Genomic DNA, 22375 nt, shown 5'->3' with positions numbered 1-22375 from the left:
AGCGCCTCAGGGCCCCTCGATCAGGGCTGCTCCGGCGGAGACGACCTCCGGGACGACGGAGCCGCCGCGGGCGAGCTCGAAGATGCGGGTCAGCATCCGCCGGCCCCGGCGGCCGCCTCCGGCACGGTCGCGGGCGCCTCCGGCGCGGGCAGGAGCGGCGAGACGGCCTCTGCGAGCCGGTGGCGACGCCCGGCCCGGGGGCAGGATGCCCGCGGCCCCGAGCGCCATGGCCTGGGCGCGGGCGCGCGAGGTGTCCTCGCGCAGCAGGCAGACGTAGGGCGTCCGGCGCGACGCAAGGCGGTCGAGGTGCAGCTTGAGGCTCGCGACCGGCGCGGAGCTCGTGAAGGCGATGTCGCTGATGACGGCCCGGACGGTGGACCGTTCGGGCGCGAGGCCCACTTCCGCGGGGTCGAGCAGGTCGATGACCCGGCTGGGACCCAGCGCGTCGAGGCTCCGGGCCAAGCGCGCGGCGCGCGCGGGCGTGTCTGTGAGGAGGAACTGGCTCAAGGCTATCCTGCGGACGGCCTCCACCTCGGCCGCTTTCCACCGGCCGCCGGAACCCGCGATTATACGGAGCGGTTCGAGGTGAAAATTTAAATCTATTGAAGAAAATCCGGGTTTCCTCGAAAGAACCGGTTGCAGATTGACCAGTTTTAGGTCGCCCGCCGCCTCGGCGGCAGTCAGATGGCGGCGAATTTGCCACGCACCTTCGGCAACGGGAGCATCCGGTCCCGCCGCCGACGCGGGCACCTCAGGTCAGGCGGCGAGCCGGGCCAGGGCTTTGGCATCCCGGACGACCACCATTCGGCGGTTTGGCGGCAGGGCGATCAGGCCGTCCCGCTCCAACTGCGTCACGGCGCGCGAGACGCTCTCGACGGTCAGGCCCAGGTGGTCGGCCATGTCGGTGCGCGACATCGGTAGTTCCATCGCGGCCCCGCCGCAGGCCATCCGCCGCGACATCGTGAGTAGGAAGGTCGCGATGCGCTCCCGGGCCGACTTGCGGCCGAGCAGCATCATATGGTCCTGCGCCCGCTCCAGGCCGCTCATCATCGCGGCCACGACCTCCCGCGCCAGCGCGCCGTCGCCGCCGGCCAGCGCGCGGGGCTCGCGGCGGTGGACTTCGAGCTTGGCCTCGGTGACCGCTTCGGCGTTGAAGCGGTGCTCCGCGCCAGTCTCAAGGCCGAAGATGTCCCCTGGCAGGTGGAAGGCGTCGATCTGGCGGCGCCCATCCGAGAGGAGCTTGTAGGTCCGGACGACGCCCGAGACGACCTTGTAGAACATGCCCGCCCGGTCGCCCTCGGCGAAGATCTCCGCCTCCGCGGCGACGGTGCGGCGCAGTCCGGCCCGCGTCTCCGTCGCCGGGAGCGGGACGGCGCGGCCCGCCAGCGACGCCGCGAGGACGGGCGGGAGGCCGGCGGTGGCGAGGGCGGTCTGCATGGGAGCCTCCGGGGTGCGGAACGTGGCTCCATGGCTACGCCTCGGCGGACGCAGGTAAAATTCCGGTCCCTCCCTTAAGAGGCTCCCCTAAGGGGTTTTACGGAGGCGCGGCACGCCCCTCAGGCTGTCGCCACGAGCGCGTCCCGAATGCCGTCGAGCAGGGTTCCGTCTTCGAGTGGCTTCTCAACCACGCCGTGGAAACCCGCACGGCTCGCGCGGTGCCGCAGGTCGCCGGTGGGTCGGGCGGTGATCAGGATGGCTGGAAGTGCGACGTCCCGGTCGCGCAGGCGCCCGACGAGCTCCAGCCCGTCCATGCCAGGCATCCAGTAGTCCACCACGAGGCATCCCGTCCGCGGCAGTGCCGCGTCGCGGAGCAGCGCGGCGCCGTCCTCGTAGAGGCGCACGTCCAACCCTTCGAGTTCGAGGGCGAACTTCAGGGAGTTGCGGACGGCGGCGTCGTCGTCGACGACGAGCACCGGTCCTGTTCGGTTTGGCATTGGAACGTCCGATTCAGTGTCGTCCTCGCGTAGGTCGAACGACGAGCCGTCGCCTTGATCTGCCTCAAGCGCGGCGTGGCGGCCAAGTCCGCCCGGCCGGCGTCAGCCGCCGCCGGCCGGATGCCCGGCGGCCAACGCCATGCGGACGAGTTCGGACAAGCTGCCGGCCTGCAGCTTCGACATGACGTTGGCCCGGTAGATCTCCACCGTCCTGGGGCTGATCCCCAGGTCGAGGCCGATGACCTTGTTGGCCTTGCCCGAGACCAGGCCATCCAGGACCTGGCGCTCGCGCCCGGACAGGGCGGCCAGGCGCTCCCGCACCGCCTTGCTCCCGGCGGTGAGGTCCGCGTTCCTCTCCGCCTGCGCGAGGGCGGCCCGGACGCTGGCGAGCAGCACCTCGTCGTCGAACGGCTTCTCGATGAAGTCCCGGGCCCCCTCCTTCATGGCCTCAATGGCGAGCGGCACGTCCGCGTGCCCCGTCATCACGATCACGGACGGCATCGCCCCGCGCTGCCGGAGGCGCCGCAGCAACTCGATGCCGTCGAGGTCGGGCATGCGCACGTCGGTCAGGACGCAGCCCGAGACCTCAGCAACGCCCTCCAGGAAGGCGACGGCCGATTCGTGCACGCGCACGGCCAAGCCGTCCGTGGCGAGCAGGAAGGCGAGCGAGCGCCGCACCGCGGCGTCATCATCCACGACGTGCACGAGCGCGTCAGCCGACATGCGTCAATTCCTCCCGGTCGAACGTGCGCAGGGTGAAGCGGAAGGTGGTTCCGCCGTCCGGGCCTGGCCCGGCCTGGATCTTGCCGCCGTGCGCCTCGACGATGGTGCGGCAGATCGAGAGGCCGACGCCCATCCCGTTCGCCTTCGTGGTCACGAAGGGCTGGAAGAGCTGCGCCGCCACCTCCGGCGCAATGCCGGTCCCGGTGTCGGCCACGCGCACCTCGACGAGACCCTCCGGGGGCAGGGCCTTCGTGGCGACGACCAACTCGCGCCGCGGTGCGTCCTGCATGGCCTCGATGGCGTTGCGGATGAGGTTCAGCAGCACCTGCTGCACCTGGATCCGGTTGGCCAGGATCAAGGGCGCGTCCGGGTCGAGGTCGAAGCGCACGTGCACGCCCTTCTCCCGGGCGCCGACCAGCGCCAGCGCGCTCGCCTCCTCGATCAGCTTGGGCAGGCCCTCGATGTGCCGCTCGCTCTCGCCGCGGGCCACGAACTCGCGCAGGTGCCGGATGACCTGCCCGGCCCGCAAGGCTTGGTCGGCCGCCTCGTTCACTGCGTCCGCGAGCATGGGGACCTCGGGGCCCTCCATGCGGCTGAGGAGCCGGCGGCAGCCCTTAAGGTAGCTGGCGATGGCGGTCAGCGGCTGGTTGATCTCATGCGCGAGGGTGGAGGCCATCTCGCCGAGCGCGGTGAAGCGGGACATGTGCACCAACTCGGACTGCAGTTCCTGCAGGCGCGTCTCGGTCTGTTTGCGCTCGGTTAGGTCCCGGATGAAGCCCGTGAAGTAGCGCTCGCCGCCCAAGCGCATCTCGCCGACCGACAGCTCCATCGGGAAGGTCGAGCCATCCTTGCGCTGGCCGACCACGACGCGGCCGATGCCGATGATGCGCCGCTGCCCGGTCGCGAGGTAGCGGGCCATGTAGGTGTCGTGCTGGGTGCGGTAGGGCTCGGGCATCAGTAGGCTGACGTTGCGGCCCGTGACCTCGTCCTCCGCGTAACCGAACTGGCGCACGGCGGCGGCGCTGAACGACTTGATCCGGGCCTGCTCGTCGATGACCACCATGGCGTCCGGCACGGTGTCGAGGATCGAGCGCAGGTGCGCCTCTCGCGCGCGCAACGCCTCTTCCGCGGCGACCCGCTCCGTCAGCCCCCAAACCACCTTGGTGTAGCCCAGGACCTCGCCGTCCGTACCGCGCAACGGCATCACCAGGACCTTGGCGGCGTAAGGCCTGCCTACGGAATCCAGACGTATCCCCTGCTCCTCGTAGCGGCCGGTCTCGCGCGCGATGGCGAGGATGCGGTTCGCCTTGTCGGCGGCCACGTCCGCCTCCTGATGGAAAAGCGTCAGCGTCCGCCCGACGACCGCGTCCTCGCGCCAGCCGCTGACGTGGTCGGCGCCGGGGTACCAGGCCGTGACGCGGCCGTCCCGGTCGAGCGTCATGACGGCGACCTCCGTTGCCGCCTCGGGGCGGCTCGCGCCGCTGGCGGATTCAGCCGCCGCGCTGGAGGCTGTCACGTACTCCAAGCTATCCTCCGATCAGAATTTGTCGCACGACATGCAATCCGCCGGTCCCGTCGACGCCGGCGAGGGCCTCCTTCGTGAGGCCGGCCAGCGAACCCGCCTATCCGTGCCCGATGGGATTGGTGGCCTCCCTGCTCACCTCCTCTTCCATGTCCTCGGCGGGCTGACGGTTCGCAGGGGAATGCCGGGTGTCCATCTGGATGTCCGCCCCAAGTGCCAGAGCGATGCGCGGCGGCAGCGAGGCGAGGCCGCGCGTCGCCTTCTCCCGCCAGGCCGCCCCCCGCTCGCAGAGCTCTTGCCATAGGTCCTGCAAGTCGTGGGGCCGTGCCTTCGACAGTATTGTGATCAGCGCGGCGGCCTGGTCGAGGTCCTTGCGCGACTTCGCCTGGCTTTGGGCATCGTCATGGCGGCGCATCTGGGAAACGATGAGCTTGTGGAGTGCGTACCGCGTAGGGTCGGGAACGTTGATCGGGATGCCCGCGCCGTGCAGGGCGACGCTGTTGACCTCCTGGTAGAGGAGGAAGTCGAGGTAGCGCAGCATCTGCGCGTCGGACCTGATCGCGGGAAGGGCCGCGACCCTGGATGTCTCCGGACCCCGCATAGGGCTGAGGATGTCCACGGAGAAGATCTCGTCGCGTCCCCGCCGCAGCGCATAACGCTGTGTCCGACGTCCGTCGAAGGCATCCGGGACCGCCTCGAAGCGTGGGTCGACGAAGCGCAGCACGCTTTGCAGGTCGTCGTCGATCCTGTCCTCGACCGCGATGGCGATGGTCTGGAACTGGCCGACGTCCAGGTCTCCCGTGCGGCTCAACGTGGCGGCAAGCCGGTGCCCGAGGAGGCCAGGATAGGTCTGGAAGGCCATGGACCCTACCACGACCGCACGCAGCCGGAAGACACCGGCTTCGGCCATCGCCGCGAGGATGTCGCCCGACATGGTGTCCGGGACGGGCAGGCGGGCCGCCCGCAGGGCGCGGACCAGGTCACGGCGTTCCCGCAGGTTGTCGGCGTGATCCTTGAGCGTTTGCAGGCGCGTGCGGGTCTGTTCGTTGTCGGGGCCAATATAACGGGCGGAAGGGCGCCTTCCTTGCTCCGTGGCCGGCTGCCAGTACCAGTACGAGCGACCGCGGACCTCTCGCGCGTAGGGTGAGCCGCCTTTGGAAACCAGGTCGCGTAGGTTTCCCGTCCAGGCCCGCTCGACGAGGTCGGCGAACATCGACTGGAGCGCAATGGGAAGGCTCTCCGGCTCATTGGAGCGCGCGTTCATTGTAGGCACCCCCTCGAATTGCCTACAACGTACGCCGAGGCGTGGCGTCCTGCAAGCCGTTGTAGGCAATTCCTTTGATCGCCTGCAATAAGCTCAAGGGCGAGAGCACGGGTTGCCGGACCCCGTGCTCCTGCGCCTGCACGACCTCTCCACCTATCGGGACAGGCCGGCGCCGGCCCGCCGGGTTTCCGACTTCGCGATTGGTCAGCCCCCGTCGGAATGGTCCGCCCTGAAGTATGGCTTTGAGCCGACGGAGGACGGACGCGATGGGAACGAAGAAGCACAAGCCGGAAGAGGTGGTGACCAAGCTGCGGCAGGTGGACGTGCTGGTCTCGCAGGGGCAGAGCGTGGCTGACGCGATCCAGGCGATTGGCGTGATCGGGGTCACGTATTACCGCTGGCGCAAGGAGTTCGGTGGGCTGAAGTCCGACCAGGTGCGCCGGATGAAGGAGCTGGAGACCGAGAACCAGCGGCTGCGCAAGGCGATCGCGGATCTCACGCTCGACAAGCTGATCCTGCAGGAGGCCGCCAGGGGAAACTTCTGAGCCCCGCGCGCCGACGCGCCTGCATCGAGCATGTCCGGACCGTGCTGACGGTCTCCGAGCGGCGCGCCTGTCGCGCCCTTGGGCAGCATCGCTCGACGCAGCGCAAGGTGCCGCGGGGGAGAGACGACGAGGCGGCGCTGCTGGCCGATCTGGTCGAGCTGGCGCGCCGGTACGGCCGCTACGGCTACCGCAAGATCGCCGCCCTGCTGCGGGCGGCAGGCTGGCTGGTCAACGACAAGCGGGTCGAGTGGCTGTGGCGGCAGGAGGGGCTCAGGGTGCCGGCCCGTCAGCCCAAGAAGGGCCGATTGTGGGACGGGGATGGCTCCTGTGTCCGGCTGCGGCCCGAGCACCGCGACCACGTCTGGTCCTACGACTTCGTCGAGGTGCGCACGCATGACGGGCGCAAGGTCCGCCTGCTGAACGTCATCGACGAGTTCACCCGCGAGTGCCTGGCGATCCGGGTGGCCCGCAAGCTCAAGGCAGCGGACGTGATCGATGTGCTCTCGGACTTGTTCATCCTGTGTAGCGTACCTGCGCACGTTCGCTCTGACAATGGACCGGGGTTCATCGCCCAATCTGTGCAGAAGTGGATCACCGCTGTGGGTGCAAAGGCAGCCTACACCATGCCTGGCTCACCGTGAGAGAACGGGTACGCGGAGAGCTTCAACGCACAGCTAATAGACGAACTGTTGAACGGCGAGATCTTCCACACGCTAAAGGAGGCACAGATCATCATCGAGAGCTGGCGGCGACACTACAATGGGGTGCGCGCGCGGCGCATTGGGCTACCGACCACCAGCCCTAGAGGTATTCGTGCCAAGCTTGCCCGCTTGGCAGGCTGCGTTCACCCGACCGGCACCGCCGGCCAAGCCACGCGTGGAGCAAGCGCCAACACTGCACTAACTTTGAACCTGGACCACCTCCTGGAGGCCGATCAGCAGCTCCATTGCCATATAAGGTATATTCCTATTGCGCCTTTTCGTATCGGTACGCATAAAAAGTGTGACTTGAAGCCAGCTGCATCGCCTACTGGCGGAGAAGCCTGATGTGACCATGTGGAGCTTTTGAAGTCGCAATCAATGCACAAGCCAAATTAATCCAGACGCTTATGCTTCTGGCGACGCAAATATATAAGGTCTCATGAACCATGCTCTCGTAGTTTGAAGGGGACAGATTGCAAATGAACAATCTCTGCGCAGGCTGCGCTGTTCGTGATCAAGCGTTGTGCGGCAGTCTCAGCGATGAAGAGCTTACGGCGCTGAATAGTGTCGGCCGTCGCCGCCATGTCTCGGCAGGCACCACTGTAATGTGGTCGGGCGCCGAAAATCTTCTTTGTGGCAATCTTCTAGACGGGATTTTGAAGATGGCCGCAGCTGCAAGTGACGGACGCGAGCAGATCGTTGGTCTTCTCTATGCAGCTGACTTTTTTGGCCAACCCTACGCAGATGAAGTCGACTTCACGATCACGGCTCTGACCGACGCGGAGCTCTGCACGTTCCCCCGGGGAGCCTTCGAGCACGTTCTCGAGCATCATGTGCGCCTGGAGAACCTTCTGCTTCAGCGCACTCTCAAGGCGCTCAACGAGGCGCGTGGACGCATGCTGACGCTGGCCCGCATGTCCGCCACGGAAAAGGTGACTAGCCTGCTGCTCGAAATGGCTGCGCGTGCGGGACCCTGTGGGTGCTCGGCGAGCCATGGCGGGCCTGTGACGTTCGACCTTCCATTGACGCGAGGCCAGATGGCGGACGTGCTCGGCATCACCATCGAGACCGTGAGCCGGCAGCTGACAAGGTTGAAAGGTGCGGGGCTGATCGCCCTTTCAGGCAGCCGAACCGTGGCGATTGCTGATCTTGGTGCGCTCAAGACGCAGATATCTGCGGCCTAAGCATCAGGCCACCCGACGACAGAGCCCATTGATCAGCAAAGACTTTCCGTCAGGTGTCAGGCTTTCGTGGCCGAGCATGAGGATTGCAAGCTCCTCGAGTACCATCGCCTGGCGACTCGCGGCGAAGAAGCAGCGCAGCATGTAGCCAAACGTCTCAGCCGAAATCCTCGCGTTGGCAGTCGGTGTGGTACCAAGCGCAGCAATCAGATCCTGCGCATGGATCAGGTCGTCGATGTGCCGAAGATCGACGTGATGTATCAGAGCCTCCGCCAGAGGGCTCTGAAGGGAACGACCGAAGGTCTGGGTGACGAGAAGATCCTCGTGTTCCGCCGCACGCTCGACATACGCTTCGAGCGCCTCTCGCAACCGCCCGGCCTCCATTTCGTTGGGCCAGACAGGAAGTTTGTCGGCACAGGCTTCGAGTTGATCACACAGGTGCGCCAGCCGCTCGTGCCGAGCAATGAGATCATGTAGTTCAGCCTCTGGAATGCCAGTCCCGTCTCCCAAGGAGGACACAACGTTGTACGTAAGAGACTGTAATGCGCTCATGAAGCTCTCCTATGCAGGGTAGCTTGCTGCTGCCCCAGCCGCGATCGCACCTTGTTCAACGAGCTGGAGGCCAGGCAGGAACACCTTCTTGTCAGAGGATTTCCCCGCAACGGCCTCGTCGTGGTCAGCGCGCCCGTACCCAGGCGCTAGGGCATCGGCATCATGTTTGTGTTGAGGTGGTACATCACCCAAACGGAGCCACCGATCGTCAGGATCACAATGACCGCTGTGAACAGGAAGGCTAGTAGCGTCCATCCCTCCTCGGATTGAGTGTCGAGGTGGAGGAAGCTGACGACGTGAACGACGATTTGAACGAGTGCGAGCGCGAAGATAATCGCTGCCGTCCAGCCCGGATCGTGCAGCGGCCGAGCCATGACCAACCAGAACGGAATAACAGTGAGAATGACCGCAAGCGCACAGCCAGTCCAGTAGCTGCGACGGCCATGCCCGCGGTTACCGTCACTAGCGACGTGCAGAGAATGAGTGCTCACCGGATCACTCCATACAGGTAGACGAAATTGAACACGCCGATCCAGATGATGTCGAGGAAGTGCCAGAACATCGACAAGCAGACGATCCGACGCTTGATTTCACCGTTAAGTCCATTCTGACCAATTTGGACCAGCATCACCGCGATCCAGATCAGCCCAACGGTGACGTGCGCGCCGTGAGTGCCAACCAGGGTGAAGAAGGCGGACAGGAACGCACTGCGTTGCGGGCCGGCACCCTCGGCGATCAGGTGTGCGAACTCGTAGAGTTCCACACCAACGAAGGCGGCGCCGAGCAGCCCTGTCACCGCGAGCCAGCGCCTCGTCGAGCTGAGCCGGCCCGCTTCCATGTGGGGGATGGCCTGCCCGAAGGTGATTGACGAGGCGAGGAGAAGCGCTGTGTTAAGGGCAACAAGAGGTATGTCGAAAATCTGCCGTGGGACAGGCCCTCCAGCATAACTGGTGCTCACCACGCCGAACATAGCGAACAGCGAGGCGAAGATGAGAGCGTCGCTCATCAGGTAGATCCAGAAGCCCAGGATCGTGGCGCCGCCACCATGATCATGATCTTCCTGGTCCAAATGGTGCCAGGTGATAGCAGACTCTTGGGTGTTGAGTGCGCGATCAGTCATGTCAGGCCTCCATACCAAGCAGCCGCTGCCGCTTGCTTTCCGTTCGCGCGACCTCATCCGCGGGGATGTAGAAGTCCCGTTTGAAATTGAAGGTGTGCCCGACTGCAACGATCATCAGGGCGATGAAGCTCAAAGCAGCGAGCCACCACATATACCAGACCATACCGAACCCGAGCGTGAACGATAGACCAGCGATAATCACGCCTGCGCTGGTGTTTTTCGGCATGTGGATCGGGCGGTAGCCGCTTGCAGGACGCTCGTAGCCGCGCGCCTTCATGTCGTACCAGGCATCCAGATCGTGCACGACGGGCGTGAAGGCAAAGTTGTAGGCGGGCGGCGGCGAGGTGGTGGACCATTCGAGGGTCCGACCGTCCCACGGATCACCCGTCGTGTCGCGCAACTTCTCGCGCTTCACGAAACCCATCACGATGCTCATCACGAAGCCGAGGATGCCGACCAGGATGATGAGGGCGCCGATGGCGGCGATGACGAAGTAGGGTTGGAAGCTTGGATCGTCGAAGTGGCGGACGCGGCGGGCGGTACCCATCAGCCCGACCACGTAGATCGGCGTCCAGGCCACCCAATAGCCGATGACCCAGCCCCAGAAGGCAACCTTGCCCCAGAACGGGTCGAGCTTGAACCCGAACGCCTTCGGGAACCAATAGACGATGGCCGCAAACAGGCCGAACACGACGCCGCCGATAATGACGTTGTGGAAGTGCGCCACGAGGAAGAGCGAGTTGTGGAGCACGAAATCAGCGGGTGGAATGGCGAGCAGCACACCCGTCATGCCGCCCACCACGAAGGTGAGCATGAAGGCAACCACCCACATCATCGGCAACTCAAACCGGATGTTGCCGCGATACATTGTGAAAAGCCAGTTGAAGATCTTGGCCCCCGTGGGGATCGAGATCACCATCGTGGCGATCCCGAAGAACGAGTTTACAGCCGGACCTGCGCCCATGGTGAAGAAGTGGTGCAGCCAGACAAGATAGGACAAGATGGTGATGACGACGGTTGCGTACACCATCGATGAATAGCCGAACAGTCGCTTGCCGGTGAAAGTGGAAGTGATCTCAGAATAGATCCCGAACGCGGGCAGGACAAGGACGTAGACCTCCGGGTGACCCCAGATCCAGACCATGTTCCAGTACATCATCGGCGCGCCGCCGCGATCGTTGGTGAAGAAGTTCGTCCCGACGTAGCGGTCCATCATGAGCAGGAAGAAGGCGGCGGTGAGCGCCGGAAAGATCGCGATTGCCAGCACGTTCGAGCAGAGCGCGGTCCAGCAGAAGACCGGCAATTTCATCATGGTCATGCCGGGTGCGCGCATCTTGACAATGGTCGCCACCATGTTGATCGCCGACAGCGTCGTACCGACGCCAGCGATCTGCAAAGACCAGAGATAATAGTCGACACCAGTGTCTGGACTGTAGTCGAGACCTGCTAGGGGAGCGTAGGACAACCAGCCCGTGCGGGCGAACTCGCCCACGAAGAGCGAGAGCATGGTGAGCGCCGCACCGGCAGCCGTCAGCCAGAAGCTCAGGTTGTTGAGGAACGGGAAGGCGACGTCGCGCGCGCCGATCTGCAGCGGCATCACGTAGTTGATGAGCCCGACCACCAGCGGGATCGCCACGAAGAAGATCATGATCGTTCCGTGAGCGGTGAAGATCTGATCGTAGTGGTGGGCCGGGAGGTAACCCTCGTTACCGCCGAAAGCGATAGCCTGCTGGGCCCGCATCATGAGCGCGTCGGCAAAGCCGCGCAGCAGCATGATGATGCCGAGGATCACGTACATAATGCCGATCTTCTTATGATCGACGCTCGTGAACCATTCGCGCCAGAGATAGCCCCACAAGCGGAAGTAGGCGATAGCACCTACAATGCTCAATCCGAGCAGCGCGACGACGATGAAGGTGCCGAGCAGGATCGGCTCGTGGATCGGGAACGACTCCAGGCCGAGGCGGCCGAAGATCGTCTTGATTAAGGTGTCGGTCATAGCGGTCTCAGGGGCGAGAGATCAGGCGCGCGGCGAGCGCGGAGCGCAGATAGCCGGAAGCGGATCGGTGGCTGACTGGTCTCGGTTCTTGGGATCGCCCGGCTTGAGCTGGCCGGGTGGCTCGGGCTGCACGGGCTTGGTGACGTTCGGGCTCGTGCCCTTCTCCTGCGGCGCCTTCTGCAGAGCGGGCTTGGCCCGCTCGCCCGTGAGCGGCTCGGCCTCGCGACCGGAGGGCATGCCGTGCCCCATGTGCGAGTCGTGCGGGTTACCGCCGCCTGCCTGCATATCCTGACGCATGATATCGATCATGCAGGGCTTGCCGGGCTCGATGCAACGGTTGACTGCGCGGTCGAACAAACCCTCCTGGACCGGGGCGAAGCGCATCACCGGCACCTTCTCGCTCGGCTTCACGAGCTCGAGCATCTTGGGCAGGTCCAGGGAGTTGCCCGAGGCCTTCACCTCTGCCACCCAGCGTTCAAAATCGGCTGTCTCGACGCCTCGCAGCTTGAAGCGCATGTCGGAGTAGCCGCGGCCCGTGTAGTTGCCGGAGTAACCCCAGCTCTCACCGGGCTTGTTGAGCACGGCATTCAGCTCCGAGCGCATCGTTGGCATGGCGTAGATCATGCCGGCGAGGGTCGGGGCGTAGAAGGTATTGAATTGGTCCGTGGAGGTGATGAGGAAGCGCACCGGTACGTCCACGGGCAGCGCGAGCTCGTTCACGGTCGCGACCCCGAGGTCGGGATAGATGAAGAGCCACTTCCAATCGAGCGCTACGACCTGGACGATCAGCGGTTTCGTATCGGCTGGGATAGGCTTGTCCGCCGAGATGCGCTCCAAAGGCCGAAACGGATCAAGCAAGTGCGTGCTCGTCCAGGTCACCGCACTCAAAGCGATGATGATGAGCAGCGGACAGGACCAGATCACCAGTTCGAGCGTCGTCGAGTGATCGAAATTGGGATCGTAGACCTTGTTCGGATTGCTTGATCGGTAGCGGTAGGCAAACACGACGGTCAACACCATCACCGGTACGATGATGAGGAGCATAACGGCGACCGAAAACAGGATCAGGTTACGCTGCTGAAGCGCGATGTCCCCGGTTGGGTTCATCGTGACCATGTTGCAGCCGCCGAGCAGGAACGGCAAAACGAGGGGCGCGAGGCCAAAGGCCCGTTTCATGAGACGAGATCCAGGGCTGAACATGGCTCCCGGATAGAGGTCTTGGAGCCCGCGGACTTTGACCGCGGTCAAAGCTCGTCGGAATGGCTGCCTCTATGGCGGTCGAGAGGTCCCGTAGTCGCGTGACGGAACGGACGAGAGGATTGAAGGAATGGCTGCCACACCCGCCAGTGCTGCGAGCTCGACACCCCTGGAGCGCGACGCCCGGCTCGTGAACGCGAGAGAGCATCGGGTCCGGCCCGGCGAGATCGCAGTAGGCGTCATCATCGGGCGGTCGTCGGAGTTCTTCGACTTCTTCGTCTACGCGATCGCGTCGGTACTGGTGTTCCCGTCGCTGGTTTTTCCGTATGCCGACGCCCTGACTGGCACGCTCTACTCCTTCGCGATCTTCTCGCTGGCGTTCATCGCCCGGCCTTTTGGTGCGTTCCTGTTCATGTGGATCGACCGGCGGCATGGGCGCGGAGTCAAACTGACCACGGCACTCTTCCTGCTGGGAGGCTCGACGGCCGCGATGGCGTTTCTGCCGGGCTATGCGCAGGTCGGCCATGTCGCCGCCGTTATCCTGGCCCTGCTCCGGATCGGACAGGGCTTCGCCCAGGGTGGCACGTGGGATGGGCTGCCATCGCTCCTCTCGCTCAATGCACCACCGGAGAGACGCGGCTGGTTCGCCATGATCCCTCAGCTTGGGGCACCAATTGGCATGTTCGTGGCCAGTGCCCTCTTCGCGTTCCTGCTGGTGACGCTGAAAACAACTGATTTCCTCGAGTGGGGCTGGCGCTACCCGTTCTTCGTCGCCTTCGTCATCAACGTGGTGGCATTGTTTGCCCGCTTGCGATTGATTTCCACCCCCGAGTTCGAGCGGCTGTACGAAAGCCGTGAGTTGCAACCTTCTCCTCTGGCGAGCCTCCTCCGCGAGGAAGCGCGAACGGTCGTTCTCGGTGCCTTCGCGCCGCTTGCGAGCTTCGCCCTCTTCCACCTTGTCACGGTATTCCCCTTGTCATGGGTCGTCCTCACATCGAGCGAGGCGCCGCTGCGCTTCCTTGTGATCGAGTTGGTAGGAGCTGTTGTCGGTTTGGTGGCTGTGATCGCATCCGGCATCCTTGCGGATCGCTTCGGTGGCCGGAAAGTGCTTGCCGTCTCAGCAGCCCTCATTGGAGCCTATAGCGGGTTTGCACCGCAACTGCTCAGCAAGGGCCCGGGCGGCGAGTGGTCATATGTGTTGCTTGGCTTCGCCCTGCTGGGACTTGGCTTCGGCCAGTCGTCTGGGGCTTTGAACTATAGATTTTCTTCCAAGCACCGTTACACGGGTGCGGGAACGACAGCCACGGCCGCGTGGTTCATCGGAGCCGGCTTTGCGCCGCTCGTCGCCTTGCTGCTGGCAAGCTCCTTCGGACTGATCTCAGTAGGTGCCTACCTCCTCTCCGGAGCGGTGTGCACACTTGCAGCGCTCGCGCTCAACCGATTGGAAGATTAGGAATACTGTTGCGCACGAGCGCACGACGTCCCCCCATAGCTCTGGTTCAGCCTGAGTGCGAGTTTTCCGGTTTTGTGAGCCCATGACGGGAGGAGCAGAGCCGTGAAGAAGAACAGGTTTACCGAGGAGCAGATCGCCTTCGCCCGGAAACAGGCTGAGACCAGGACACCGGTGGCGGAGGCGCTGCGCCGGATTGGGATCTCCGAGCGGACGGTCTACCGCTGGGAGAGTCTCTACGGCGGCTTGGGCACGGGCGAGCCACAGCGCCCGAAGCAGATGGAGGAGGAGAACCGCAAGCTTAAGCGGTTTGTGGTCGATCTGAGCCTCGACAAACACATCCTGCAGGACGTGCTCGCAAAAAAGCTCTGACGCCTGCTAGCCGACGCGAGCTCGTGCACCAGGTTCATGAGGCTCATCTGCTCCTGCCCGCTTGATGCTAGTGCACTGACGCCGACGAAAGCACCACGCCCGATCTCGCCAACCGCCTGCAAACGCAGCGGAAATCGCAACGAACTATGTACCTTTTGAAGGCGTCAGTGCACTAGCGCTGTATGGCAGGCCATCCGCTTCGGGTCGCGATTAGATTTCGACCGTAGCATCATACATCATTAAACCTTCATTTAACGGTGAAATGTAAAGTTATGGTAAGCAATTTTTTGTGTTTGTCATCCAAGTTATTAACCTTCACAAGAAGTTGATGAGATGTTGCGACTTTCCGATCTCAAGATAGTCACGAAGATATTAGTTCCATTAGTGTTTGTGTCGACAATTGCAACAGGACTGGTGTACTATGCTCATACAGCCTTTAGCGCTTTGAGCGACCGAACTTAGAATATTGTCGATGTCCAGGTTGCCAGACTCGAAAGCATGTTAACGGTTCACATCAACGTGAATGAGGCACTAGTTCAGAACCGGAACATCATTATTGAGGCACGCGAAGCCGAAATGGCAGATTACAAAGCTCGCTACGATCAAGCCGCAAAGAATACATACGACGCAATTGATAAGACTATCACTCTTGCAGACACATCAGAGCGTCGCTCAACGCTCAAGGATTTGCGTAAAGAAGTCGAAGCATTTTATAAAACTCTAGACCGGTCGGCCGAAGCAGGACTTAAGAGCGAGCCTGCTACGGCGAGCGAAATCGCTCTTTTTGAGGGCGCTGCTGCTCGCACGAAAGTTCGGTAGTTTGTTCAATCTCGCCTTAATATTCTTACAAGTGAGTTGACAGACGCAAAGCGTGACGCACAGGAAAAAGCGGACGCCGCCACGATGCGACTGACCGTGTCGGCCATCGCAGGGTTGTTTCTGACCTTTGTTCTCGCTATTTACATTACTGCCTTCGGCATTACTCGCCCACTCTCGAACTTGGTTGGTGTCCTGCAAGGCATGGCCAAAGGCAACATCGAGGCTAAGATTCAAGAGTCGGCCCGGCGAGACGAGATTGGTCTCGTGGGCAAGGCGGTTGAGGTTATCAAGGCTCTGGTGGCGCAGAAGGCTGCCGAACAGGCCGAGATCAAGCACATCGCCGATGAGGCCGCGACCGTTGAGCGGCGGCGCGCGACGGCTGAACTCGCCGACGTCTTCGAGCAAGCGATCGGCGGCATCGTTGGCATGGTCTCTGCCTCTGCGACCGAGTTGCAAGCCACGGCCTCTACGATGACTGCAACCGCCGCCGAGACGGCTTCGCAATCTACGACTGTTGCGGCAGCAGCCGAGCAGGCAGCGTCTAATGTCAGCACCGTGGCGGCGGCATCAGAGGAACGAGGCGCCTCCGTTCAGGAGATCGGGAGGCAGGTGCAGGGCTCGGCTTCCCTCGCTCAGGTTGCCGTCAGCGAGGCGGATCGCACAGCACTCCTCGTCGAGGAACTCACCGTGGCCGTCACGAAGGTGGGCGACGTCGTCGGGTTGATTTCTACGATCGCAAGCCAGACGAACCTTCTGGCGTTAAACGCCACCATCGAGGCGGCTCGGGCAGGCGCTGCTGGCCGGGGCTTTGCGGTAGTAGCCGCCGAGGTCAAGGAACTCGCCGCGCAGACCTCCCGGGCAACGGACGAAATCGGAGGGCATATCGGACGTATCCAGGGTGTGACGGGTCAGGCGGTCTCAGCCATTGGCTCGATCACGGCGCGCATTCACGAGATCAACGTGGTGACCACGACCATCGCCTCGGCGGTCGAGGAGCAGAGTGCGGCGACGCAGGAAATCGTGCGCAACGTCGCCCAGGCAGCCACCGGGACGGCCGAGGTGACCTCGAACATCGTCGGCGTCGCCTAGGCGTCAGAGGATACCGGCGCTGCGGCCAGTCAGGTGCTCGCCTCCGCGTCTGAACTCTCCCGACAGTCCGAGCATCTCACGAATGAAGTTCATCGCTTTCTTCAATCTGTTCGCGCTGCATGAAGGTTCGAAGATGGCTGACATCTGTATTTTCCCTGAAAAATGCATGAGTGATCATCAAGCAGACCGCTTGTGTTTCGAGTTTTCCAAGGCAGATATCGCAGGTGTTGATCTTGGATCCCGAACTAAGCATATGCGATCGCTCAGTCAAGAATTGGATCTGACCTGCGACATAATTCGGTCAGAGATAAAAAAGATAGAGGATATGTTGATCAACCTTGATCTTCCTCATGAGGGCATAGGAGCACTGGCGCGAAGCGTTATAGCAGATGCAGAGAACATAAAGAAAATCGTCTTCATGTTTGCCGATGTAGCAACACAACAAGCATCTCCGTAGTTTTCTCGTAGTGTCATGCGTGACACACGCGATGATCTATGCCGGGCAGGCGGTTCGATGCACTTGCATTGTAACAAGGAGCCTGCCCGGCCATATCCCCAAATGCGGGAAGTTCATCGATCGACGTCATCCACGTAGCTTTTGCGAAGATAACTTCAAAGATCGCATTCAACGGTCTGCGCAAATAGCGGTTTGTGATGATGAGAGGAGATGACAATGGCGCGAGTGTCGCCTAATAACTGGTATAGAGGCAATTCAGAATGATACAACAATTTTAAATAAAATTAGTGTGCACGGGCGAAATCTATACTATCACTTATGTAATGACATCGATTGCTTACGGATAAGTCCGCAAGGTTCGCCGCCCGCTTTGCTACCAAGTCATTTAACTTTTCGAGGCATGAGATTTTAGGGTATGTAATTCGAGCAACCGCTGGGGTTTACCAAACAGGTAACCCTGGACCTGTTCGCAGCCTTCTGCACGAAGGACCGCGAGTTGCTCCTGTGTTTCAACACCTTCGGCTGTGACTGTCATGCCCAGACCTCGTCCCAGGCTCACGATCGCGCGCAGGATCTCCATCGCCGCCGTATCCGCGATCGAGACGAGGAAGGAGCGATCGATCTTGATGCGACCGAACGGGTGCTGGCGCAAGTAGCTCAGGGAAGAATACCCGGTACCAAAGTCGTCTAAAGCCAAATGAACTCCGATACTCCGTAGACTGGCTAAAACATCTTTCACCAAGGGACTATCGCCGAGCAGAACGCTCTCGGTAATCTCCAACTCCAGCCGATCAGGTGGCAGCGCAGCATCGGACATGGCCGCACGAACGGTCGCGCCGAAGCTGGCGTGCCGAATCTGGATCGGCGAGATGTTGACCGCGACCCGGACATGCTCGGGGAGATCCCGCGCGTCCCGGATCGCCGTCCGCAGCACCCACTCGCCGAGCGGCACGATCAGACCCGTCTCCTCGGCAAGCGGGATGAACTCTCCCGGCGAGATCAGACCGCGTGTCGGATGTCGCCAGCGCACCAGCGCCTCGACCGCCACGACCTTGCCCGAGGCAAGGTCCACGATCGGCTGGTAGTGCAACTCGAACTCGCCTCGACGCAGGGCGAGACGCAGATCGAGTTCGAGGCGCCGCCGCTCCTCGGCCGCCTGATCCATCCCGGGCTCGAAGAACCGGTAGGTGTTCCGGCCATCGTGCTTGGCGCGGTAGAGCGCGAGGTCGGCGTGACGCAGCAGGCTCTCGGTATCCTGACCGTGCCCGGTGCTGATCGCGATGCCGATGCTGACGCCGATACCAATCTGCTGCCCGTCGATCCGGATCGGCTCGCGCACGACCTCGACGAGGCGTTCGGCAAGGTTCCTGACGCCCTCCAGGCGCAGCGCCCCGCCGAGCAGGATCGCGAATTCATCGCCCCCGAACCGCGCGACCGTGTCCTCGACGCGCAGCGCGGCCCGGAACCGACGCGCGACCTCGCAGAGCAGGGCATCGCCCGCGAGATGGCCGAGGCTGTCATTGACCGCCTTGAAGCCATCGAGATCCAGGACCATCAGCACGCAAAAGCCTCCATGACGGCGCACTTCCGCCAACCGCTGCTCGACGCGCTCGCGGAACAGCGCGCGGTTTGGCAGGTCGGTGAGCACGTCGTGGCGGGCCATATGGGCGATCTTAGCTTCGGCCTGCTTGCGTTCCGTGATGTCGACGCTGATGCCGAGGACGCTGATCGCCTGCCCATCGGGTCCCGTCGTCACACGGCCCATGCTCATGATCCAGCGCTGGGATCCATCCGGCTGAGGTACGCGGTACTCGATCCTGAGGGTCTCGCCCGTCTTCAAGGCTTGCTCGACCTCGACTGCCAGGGTCGTCAGATCGTCGGGCTGGATCGCCGCCGACCACTCGTCGCGTGTTACCGGGGAGGTGCGATCCTCGGGAAAGCCGAACAGCCGCAGCGCCTCCGGCGAGAGTACCGCGCTGCCGTCGAGCAGGTTCCAGTCGAACAGACCCGCCCCCGCCGCCGCCTGGGCGAGCCGGAGGCGGTCCGTCGTGACCCGCAGCGACTCGTGAGCCGAGATGATGTCTTCGATATCGAGGGCCGTGCCCAGGTACTCGACGACCTCGTCTCCCTTGCGAACAGGAGTCATCACCAACTTGTGCCAGCGGTAGGCGTCGTCCCAGCGGCGAAGACGAACCTCGATGTCGAAGGGCTGGCCCTCTGAGCAGCAGCGAGCCCACTCGCGCGCGACGCGCTCGGCATCGTCGGGGTGGTTCCGTTGGACCCGGGCCGTGCGCGCCGTGCCGATCTCACCGAAGTAGTCCACGAACCGCGTGTTGCGGTAGAGCAACTCGCCATCGCTGACGCGCATGACCCAGACCATTTGCGGCAGCCCATCAGCGAGGACGCGGTAGCGCGCCTCGCTTGCCAGGACCTGATGCTCGGCCCGCCTGCGCTCGGTGACGTCGCTGTACGTTCGTACCGCCCCGCCCGCGGCGAGCGGCACCGTGCGGATCTCAAGGATCCGGCCATTGGACCGTTCGCGCTCGTAGACGTGATGGGTCCTCTCCAGTCCGGAACTCTTCACCCACTGTCGCATGAACTCGGGCGACTGGCGGAACTCGTCCTGATCGAGTTGGTATTGACGAACCTGCGCGAAGGTCGGCTGCGCCCGCATCATCTCGGAGGGCAGGTCGAGCATCTCCATCGCGCGACCGTTGCAAACCCGAACGACGTCGAACTCGTCGACCATCATCAGGCCCTGGTCCATGTGCTCCAGGGTGGCGTTGAGGACAGAGACGGTCTCGCTGCTTTTCCGCTCGGCGTTCGCCCTTGCGCGTCGCGTTTCGTACTCCCGCAACTGAGCGACGACGACTTCACCGAGGTCGCGAAGCTGGTCGATCTGCTCCGCGAGGAAGGTGCGCGGCCACGTGTCGATGACGCAGAGTGCGCCGACCCTGAGCCCTGGGGCAAGGACCAGGGGAACGCCTGCGTAGGCTCGCAGGCCGGGATCTCCGGTCACGAGCGGGTTGTTCCGGAACCGGATGTCCCGAGCGAGGTCCTCGACGATCAGAACGTCGTCGCTGAGAATGGTATGGGCGCAGACCGCGACGTCGCGCGGCGCATTCTCGACCTCAAGGCCGCACTTGGCCTTGTACCATACGCGGTCGTGCTCGACGATTGAGACGAGGGCGATTGGCGCATCGAAGATCCGGCGCAAGACCCGACAGATCGCGTCGAATTGCGCCTCGGGCCCTGTGCCGACAGCAGCCAGTCGATGAACAGCTTCCAGGCGCTCGCCTTCGCGATCCAGCATGTGGTGCATAGTCTACGCACTTTTCAGAGCATCGGTGGACTGGGAGCGCCGGTCATGACCCTGATAGAGCTTGCTGGTGCTGCCCTTGCGGCGGTCCATCGGACCCACCCGGAGCGCGTGTACGAAGGCGCGAAGCTGCTCCTCGATCAGCGAGGATTGCGACAGCATCGCCTTGGTCACCTCAAGAACCGCGCCCGCATGCTTCTCCGTCTCACGCGCTCCCGAGCGCACCTCCGAGATGTTCAGGGCGAGCTTCTCTGTCCCATCGGCTGCCACCTGCACGCTGCGGGCGATGTCGCCGGTCGCGGCATTCTGCTGCTCGACGGCCGAGGCGACCGCCGTCGTCGCCGTCAGGATGTCGTGCATCATCGTGACCAGTTGCTCGTTGGCCGCCAGGACATGGCGCGTGGTGGCCTGGATCTCGCCGACCCGAGCGACGATCTCGTCGCTGGCGCGCGCTGTCTGACCCGCCAGCATCTTCACCTCCGAGGCAACCACGGCGAAGCCCTTGCCTGCCTGCCCGGCGCGCGCCGACTCGATCGTCGCGTTCAGGGCGAGCAGGTTCGTCTGTGAGGCGATCGACTGGATCGACCCGATCACCGCCGCGATGCGCTCGCCGACCTCCGCCATCGCGTGCGCCTGACGCGCGGATGCCGTCGCGGTCTCGCTTCCCTGGCGCACGATCTCGGCTACCCCCTGCACCTGCCGGGAGATCTCCTGGATCGAACTTGAGAGTTGATCGGTGGAGGCCGCTACCATCGTGACGTGCTCGGAGGTCTGGCCCGACACTGCTGTCGCGGCATCGGCCTCCTGGGAGGTCTGGGTCGAGATCGACGTGAGGGCCTCGGCAGTGCGCTGCATCTCGGCGGTATTGCCCGCAACGGTGCTCACGACGTTGCGCATCGCGCTCTGGAAGGCGGCAAGGCTGGCCTCAAGCTCTCCGTTGCGCTTGGCCTTCTCGTGCTCGGTTTGCGCGGCCTCCTCCTCCAGGCGCTCGCGCGCGATGGCGTTGTCGCGGAACACCAGCACGGCCTTGGCCATGGCGCCGATCTCGTCGCGCCGGGCAACGGACGGGATCTCCTGCTGGAGGTTACCATCCGCCAGCCTGCGCATGACGCTCGCCAGATGACGGATCTTCCCGGCGATCGAGCGCCCGATCATGACGGCGAGAAGGGCAATCAGTCCCGCCGCGAGAACGACGCCCTTGAGCAGGCCGAAGAGCGCGGTGCGAACCTGAGCCGCGGTATCATCGGCGTAGACGCCGGAGCCGATGACCCAGCCCCAGGGCTCGAAGCCTTTGACGTAGGACAGCTTGTCGACGGGCTGGTCCTCGCCGGGCTTGGGCCACTGGTAGGGCACGAACCCGGCACCGGACTTGCGCACGACCTCGACCATTTCGACGAAGAGGGTCTTGCCGTTCGGGTCCTTGGAGGTTGTGAGGTCGGTGCCGTCGAGCTTCGAGCGGGTCGGATGCATGATCATGCGTGGGTGCATGTCGTTGACCCAGAAGTACTCGCTGCGGTCGTAGCGCATCGCCTTCAGGGCTGCTGTGGCCAGATCCTGCGCCTGCTTACGGTCAAGCTTGCCGGTGCGTTCTTGCTCGGCAAACCCGGCGACGAGACTGTGCGCGGCTTCGACCAGTTGGCGGGTCTTCGTCATGCGCGCATCGACAACGGCATCGCGCAGGGCGAAGCCCGCGAGGACAACGATGACTGCGATGCCAAGAACCGCTGCGGCTGTGAGGACGTGAAGTTGTGTCCTGATCCCGAAAGACAATTTCTCCTCCATGGGCTCGACCCTTCTCGCGAGTGCGCTTCCCATCGCCGATAGTTCCGACGCGTGTCTTTCATTCAACTTCAGAAATAATTTATGAATGCTGAATCAATTGGAAAATACTCATAATTATTTGGTTGAACGAATTATATAAATCGGTATAGTCTTTTTCTCTCCGCGACTGGAGATGCTGTGCTAACGATGACGCTGAGAAATCTTAGTTTCCAGAACCGAATAATGAGTATGCGCGGACAAGCTGAACTTGCCGCCCTCATTCACCGCCGCCTTTTCGGATGATCGATCATCGTCAGATCTGGGTCAGGGACGACGTCTAGGCACGGATAGCAGCTAGCGACGTGGCCGC

General features: G+C 63.1%; 16 protein-coding genes and 3 pseudogenes. 6 read left to right on the top strand and 13 right to left on the bottom strand.

Translation table 11 applies throughout. The features are described 5' to 3' along the window. Window positions 1-6: 6 nt before the first annotated feature. The 6 genes from G4G93_RS36115 to G4G93_RS26110 form a co-directional block, all read right to left on the bottom strand. Window positions 7-507, bottom strand: coding sequence for a hypothetical protein (locus G4G93_RS36115; RefSeq protein ID WP_053080241.1), 501 nt, complete (start codon window positions 505-507; stop codon window positions 7-9). 249 nt (window positions 508-756) lie between these two features. Further along, window positions 757-1437, bottom strand: a complete 681-nt coding sequence (locus G4G93_RS26130; protein WP_048443099.1) for a helix-turn-helix domain-containing protein — start codon at window positions 1435-1437, stop codon at window positions 757-759. A 119-nt stretch (window positions 1438-1556) separates the two neighbouring features. Continuing rightward, window positions 1557-1913 carry a response regulator transcription factor gene (locus G4G93_RS26125; RefSeq protein WP_409513830.1) on the bottom strand — a complete coding sequence of 119 codons (357 nt, stop codon included), beginning with the start codon at window positions 1911-1913 and terminating at the stop codon, window positions 1557-1559. A gap of 123 nt (window positions 1914-2036) precedes the next feature. Then, window positions 2037-2657 carry a response regulator FixJ gene (gene fixJ / locus G4G93_RS26120; RefSeq protein WP_048443097.1) on the bottom strand — a complete coding sequence of 207 codons (621 nt, stop codon included), beginning with the start codon at window positions 2655-2657 and terminating at the stop codon, window positions 2037-2039. Continuing rightward, on the bottom strand, window positions 2647-4173 hold the full coding sequence (locus G4G93_RS26115; RefSeq protein ID WP_232389512.1) for a PAS domain S-box protein: 1527 nt from the start codon (window positions 4171-4173) through the stop codon (window positions 2647-2649). The genes fixJ and G4G93_RS26115 overlap by 11 nt, the downstream gene beginning before the upstream one ends. Window positions 4174-4279: 106 nt before the next feature. After that, window positions 4280-5443, bottom strand: a complete 1164-nt coding sequence (locus G4G93_RS26110) for a GSU2403 family nucleotidyltransferase fold protein (RefSeq protein ID WP_053080240.1) — start codon at window positions 5441-5443, stop codon at window positions 4280-4282. Between the two features lie 266 nt (window positions 5444-5709). Between G4G93_RS26110 and G4G93_RS26105 the strand changes: the two are divergent. After that, a pseudogene (locus G4G93_RS26105) lies at window positions 5710-6891 on the top strand (IS3 family transposase). A gap of 277 nt (window positions 6892-7168) precedes the next feature. Continuing rightward, window positions 7169-7873, top strand: coding sequence for a Crp/Fnr family transcriptional regulator (locus tag G4G93_RS26100; RefSeq protein WP_048443094.1), 705 nt, complete (start codon window positions 7169-7171; stop codon window positions 7871-7873). Window positions 7874-7876: 3 nt separating this feature from the next. On the opposite strand, the gene G4G93_RS26095 is transcribed toward G4G93_RS26100, so the two are convergent. From G4G93_RS26095 to cyoA, 5 genes are all read right to left on the bottom strand, one after another. Continuing rightward, the gene (locus G4G93_RS26095) at window positions 7877-8422 is read right to left on the bottom strand and encodes a hypothetical protein (RefSeq protein ID WP_157080503.1); all 546 of its coding nucleotides are present in this window, start codon (window positions 8420-8422) and stop codon (window positions 7877-7879) included. Between the two features lie 146 nt (window positions 8423-8568). Then, window positions 8569-8913, bottom strand: a complete 345-nt coding sequence (cyoD, locus tag G4G93_RS26090) for a cytochrome o ubiquinol oxidase subunit IV (protein WP_048443092.1) — start codon at window positions 8911-8913, stop codon at window positions 8569-8571. Further along, window positions 8910-9542: a cytochrome o ubiquinol oxidase subunit III gene (gene cyoC / locus G4G93_RS26085; RefSeq protein ID WP_048443091.1), complete on the bottom strand. Its 633-nt coding sequence runs from the start codon at window positions 9540-9542 to the stop codon at window positions 8910-8912. The genes cyoD and cyoC overlap by 4 nt, the downstream gene beginning before the upstream one ends. Before the next feature lies 1 nt (window position 9543). Next, window positions 9544-11541, bottom strand: a complete 1998-nt coding sequence (cyoB, locus tag G4G93_RS26080; RefSeq protein ID WP_048443090.1) for a cytochrome o ubiquinol oxidase subunit I — start codon at window positions 11539-11541, stop codon at window positions 9544-9546. 21 nt (window positions 11542-11562) lie between these two features. After that, the gene (gene cyoA, locus G4G93_RS26075) at window positions 11563-12717 is read right to left on the bottom strand and encodes a ubiquinol oxidase subunit II (RefSeq protein WP_048443089.1); all 1155 of its coding nucleotides are present in this window, start codon (window positions 12715-12717) and stop codon (window positions 11563-11565) included. A gap of 151 nt (window positions 12718-12868) precedes the next feature. Here cyoA and G4G93_RS26070 point away from each other — a divergent pair, with 151 nt between their 5' ends. The 4 genes and pseudogenes from G4G93_RS26070 (at window position 12869) to G4G93_RS26050 (ending at window position 16925) form a co-directional block, all read left to right on the top strand. Continuing rightward, window positions 12869-14191 carry an MFS transporter gene (locus tag G4G93_RS26070; RefSeq protein WP_048443088.1) on the top strand — a complete coding sequence of 441 codons (1323 nt, stop codon included), beginning with the start codon at window positions 12869-12871 and terminating at the stop codon, window positions 14189-14191. Window positions 14192-14293: 102 nt separating this feature from the next. Continuing rightward, window positions 14294-14607 (top strand): annotated as a pseudogene (locus tag G4G93_RS26065) (transposase); the annotation flags it as partial. Between the two features lie 451 nt (window positions 14608-15058). Next, window positions 15059-16591: pseudogene (locus G4G93_RS26055) on the top strand (methyl-accepting chemotaxis protein). Then, window positions 16551-16925, top strand: a complete 375-nt coding sequence (locus G4G93_RS26050) for a hypothetical protein (RefSeq protein WP_157080502.1) — start codon at window positions 16551-16553, stop codon at window positions 16923-16925. Before G4G93_RS26055 ends, G4G93_RS26050 begins: the two are co-directional and overlap by 41 nt. Before the next feature lie 385 nt (window positions 16926-17310). On the opposite strand, the gene G4G93_RS26045 is transcribed toward G4G93_RS26050, so the two are convergent. Together G4G93_RS26045 and G4G93_RS26035 are read right to left on the bottom strand one after the other, a co-directional pair. Beyond that, the gene (locus G4G93_RS26045) at window positions 17311-20247 is read right to left on the bottom strand and encodes an EAL domain-containing protein (RefSeq protein ID WP_053080239.1); all 2937 of its coding nucleotides are present in this window, start codon (window positions 20245-20247) and stop codon (window positions 17311-17313) included. Between the two features lie 3 nt (window positions 20248-20250). Further along, window positions 20251-22026, bottom strand: a complete 1776-nt coding sequence (locus G4G93_RS26035; protein ID WP_165088694.1) for a cache domain-containing protein — start codon at window positions 22024-22026, stop codon at window positions 20251-20253. Between the last annotated feature and the right edge of the window lie 349 nt (window positions 22027-22375).

Origin of the sequence: Methylobacterium sp. DB0501 (assembly GCF_011043735.1) — a bacterium.
GTDB lineage: Bacteria > Pseudomonadota > Alphaproteobacteria > Rhizobiales > Beijerinckiaceae > Methylobacterium > Methylobacterium alsaeris.
The sequence above is the reverse complement of the archived record's forward strand: the minus strand, read 5'-3'. Positions and strand labels throughout refer to the sequence as shown.

What these genes read in the sequence shown, in the direction of transcription:
- cyoB (WP_048443090.1), bottom strand. Translation starts at nt 11,541, where the DNA reads ATGACCGACACCTTAATCAAGACGATCTTCGGCCGCCTCGGCCTGGAG.
- cyoA (WP_048443089.1), bottom strand. Translation starts at nt 12,717, where the DNA reads ATGAAACGGGCCTTTGGCCTCGCGCCCCTCGTTTTGCCGTTCCTGCTC.
- G4G93_RS26045 (WP_053080239.1), bottom strand. Translation starts at nt 20,247, where the DNA reads ATGCACCACATGCTGGATCGCGAAGGCGAGCGCCTGGAAGCTGTTCAT.
- G4G93_RS26110 (WP_053080240.1), bottom strand. Translation starts at nt 5,443, where the DNA reads ATGAACGCGCGCTCCAATGAGCCGGAGAGCCTTCCCATTGCGCTCCAG.
- G4G93_RS26100 (WP_048443094.1), top strand. Translation starts at nt 7,169, where the DNA reads ATGAACAATCTCTGCGCAGGCTGCGCTGTTCGTGATCAAGCGTTGTGC.
- G4G93_RS26095 (WP_157080503.1), bottom strand. Translation starts at nt 8,422, where the DNA reads ATGAGCGCATTACAGTCTCTTACGTACAACGTTGTGTCCTCCTTGGGA.
- G4G93_RS26050 (WP_157080502.1), top strand. Translation starts at nt 16,551, where the DNA reads ATGAAGTTCATCGCTTTCTTCAATCTGTTCGCGCTGCATGAAGGTTCG.
- G4G93_RS26070 (WP_048443088.1), top strand. Translation starts at nt 12,869, where the DNA reads ATGGCTGCCACACCCGCCAGTGCTGCGAGCTCGACACCCCTGGAGCGC.
- G4G93_RS26035 (WP_165088694.1), bottom strand. Translation starts at nt 22,026, where the DNA reads ATGGAGGAGAAATTGTCTTTCGGGATCAGGACACAACTTCACGTCCTC.
- fixJ (WP_048443097.1), bottom strand. Translation starts at nt 2,657, where the DNA reads ATGTCGGCTGACGCGCTCGTGCACGTCGTGGATGATGACGCCGCGGTG.
- cyoC (WP_048443091.1), bottom strand. Translation starts at nt 9,542, where the DNA reads ATGACTGATCGCGCACTCAACACCCAAGAGTCTGCTATCACCTGGCAC.
- G4G93_RS26130 (WP_048443099.1), bottom strand. Translation starts at nt 1,437, where the DNA reads ATGCAGACCGCCCTCGCCACCGCCGGCCTCCCGCCCGTCCTCGCGGCG.